Genomic DNA, 2,529 nt, shown 5'->3' with positions numbered 1-2,529 from the left:
ACTCATGGCGTTCTCTTCCGTTTGGTGCATGACGTCAGAGATGATAAGCGCTATTCAACTTGGACGGTGAGGCAAGCGCGGCTACACCATAGGAGCCCGTGGCGTATGCAACAGGTTCTCCGAACTAAAGGCCACAGGGCCGTCTAACCACGGTTTCGAACTCCCCGATCACCAAGAGTCAGCGAGGATGTTTGCGGGGGCGCACCGCAGGCGATAAGCCAGCTCTGGTTGTTGCAGTACCAATTACGGGGTTGTATTTTAACAATCCCGTTGTGACTGATCTGGTCTCAAAAGACTTCATAACAACAAAACGGGGGGTGGATGACATATAAAATCACGCTGGAAGAGCATCAGGCAACAATTCGATCATTACCGGTTGCGGCCTGTCTGGTTGACAAGCAGCTTATCTATCTATCGGTCAGTGATCGTTACGCTGATCTCTTCGGCGCGACCGTCGATCAGCTTATCGGGCGCTCGATGGTCGGTATTGTTCCGGACTCGGTCATTTCAGGGTTTCAAGGAGATTTTGAAGCGCTTGAAAATGGTCTGGAAACGGCCACTGATGAGCTTGTCATCGATGGGCGTATGTATCTCGCCACCATTCATCCCCTTCGCCACGAAACAGGGGCAATGATTGCTACTTTCGTGACGCTTACCGACATTTCACCGTTCAAAAGACGGATCGAGGACTTATCAGGCAAGTTTGAAAGGCTGCAAAGCTTCACCAGCAAATTGCAGGAACTGGCGGGAACGGACGAGCTGACCAGCCTTCCAAACAGGCGGGGCATGGAGCGTTTCGTTTACACTGAAATGCGCCGGTGCCGTCGAGAACAAAAGCCGCTTTCCGTGGCTCTGATCGACATAGATTATTTCAAGCAATTCAATGACCGTTTTGGGCATCTTGCCGGTGACTGCGCGCTGAATCTGGTCGACGAGGTCATACAACAATCGATCCGCAGGCCGGGGGATTGTGTTGCGCGCTATGGCGGGGAGGAATTCATTGTGATCTTGCCAGATACAAATCTGGCTGGTGCGCAGCATGTCTGCGACACCATTCAGCGCGCGATTTCAGCGCGCGCTATCACATATGAATCCCGCCCCTGTGAAAAGCTAACCGTCAGCATTGGCATCGCCGGCGTTTCAAGGATCGCGCTCGACACCGATCTGACGGTGTTGCGCGAGACACTTTTGCGCGAGGCGGATCTCGCTTTGTATGACGCAAAGGGTGCGGGACGGAATAACGTGCGCGTTTGGCAAAAACAGATTGGCGCGGCCTGACTGGAAGTCGCCAAACCGCTCTTGCGATTAGCAAGAGCGGCGGATTTTTCCATCTATGCGGCCTCCTGCTCCAGAAGCTGATCGAGGTTGTCGTCACCTCGATGCGCATTTGGCTGAAGTCCATGCATGAAAGTCACGGCGCGTTCGGCGTGTGAAGCCGCCTGAAAGATAGCGCGTTTGTCATTTTTCAGGACGTTAAGCCATGACTGCAAATAGGCTGCGTGATCTTCGCGCGGAGTGATTTCAATGCCCAGATCGGCGGCGAGGAAAACACTTCCCAATTCGGCGATTAATTCCTCGCGGGCGCGATCTTCCTTGTCCCTGTGATAGCGGGACAAGTCACGATCAAGGCGGTTTTTCGCTGAAGTCCAGTGCGTGAATTCATGCGCCAGAATGGCCGCGTGTGCTTCTGCAGAAACGAATGAATCGAATGGCGGCATTTGAATGTGGTCGGTGACAGGCGAATAATAGGCTTGATTCCCGCCTTCGCGCACATCGGCTTTCAGGTTTGCGAAAAACGCCTCGGCTTGCGCGATGCGCTGCTTTGGTTCGGTGTTTTTCTCCGGCATGAAATAGTAATGTTCGGGCAGGTTCTCGATCTGGTCGGCGTTGAAAACGCTATATCCCTTCATGAACGGGATACGCGTTTCGACGGTTTCGCCGCTCGGGGTTTCCTGCTCTTTTTCGATTGCGCCAGCGTAAACGACAAGCGCGGATTTAGAGCCCTTGACCACCTGCCCGCCAAGCTCTTGCGCCTGTTTGTATGTCATCCAGTAGGCGGAATTATAACCTTTCTCGGCGGCTTCCATCCAAAGCAAAAGGGTGTTTATGCCCTGATAGCGGATGCCGTTGTGGCGCAATGGTCGGCATGGTGATGTGCCATTGCCCCACGGCTGCATCCAAGGGCGAACGCCTTGCTCCATCTGCTCGACCACCTTCGCGGTGATGCGCTCATAAACGTCTGCGCGTGGGGTTTCGGTTTTAGAAGTTTTTGATGCCTTAGCCATTTTGGTTTTTCCTTTTTTCCTGATCCCGGAGGGGCAGGAGCCCCGCTCCTGCTCCCGAGCAGTCGGCGAACCGACCGGAGAGAGGGGGGCAGCAGTCAAAACCGGAGGGGGATCACCCGCCCGAAGGGACAGGCGTTTGCGCGGATCCTGCGTAAGCGGTGTCTCACTCACACCGGGCCGGTATAATTCCATGGTAATAGTTGGTCGATTTGGCTCTGCTTATGGCCATTGACGATTGCGGTGA

General features: G+C 54.2%; 2 protein-coding genes. One reads left to right on the top strand and one right to left on the bottom strand.

The window, feature by feature from the left end; translation table 11 throughout:
• The first annotated feature begins 321 nt into the window (after positions 1 to 321).
• Positions 322 to 1,278 carry a GGDEF domain-containing protein gene (locus FGI60_RS26110; RefSeq protein WP_138787573.1) on the top strand — a complete coding sequence of 319 codons (957 nt, stop codon included), beginning with the start codon at positions 322 to 324 and terminating at the stop codon, positions 1,276 to 1,278.
• 53 nt (positions 1,279 to 1,331) lie between these two features.
• On the opposite strand, the gene FGI60_RS26105 is transcribed toward FGI60_RS26110, so the two are convergent.
• Positions 1,332 to 2,285, bottom strand: a complete 954-nt coding sequence (locus FGI60_RS26105) for an ArdC family protein (RefSeq protein WP_138787572.1) — start codon at positions 2,283 to 2,285, stop codon at positions 1,332 to 1,334.
• Between the last annotated feature and the right edge of the window lie 244 nt (positions 2,286 to 2,529).

This window comes from Brucella haematophila (genome assembly GCF_005938105.1).
Lineage (GTDB): Bacteria > Pseudomonadota > Alphaproteobacteria > Rhizobiales > Rhizobiaceae > Brucella > Brucella haematophila.
Note: the sequence above shows the minus strand (reverse complement) of the source record. Positions and strands in the feature narration are given on the sequence as shown.

Excerpts from the sequence above, each read along its gene's own strand:
- FGI60_RS26105 (WP_138787572.1), bottom strand. The coding sequence starts at position 2,285 with ATGGCTAAGGCATCAAAAACTTCTAAAACCGAAACCCCACGCGCAGAC.
- FGI60_RS26110 (WP_138787573.1), top strand. The coding sequence starts at position 322 with ATGACATATAAAATCACGCTGGAAGAGCATCAGGCAACAATTCGATCA.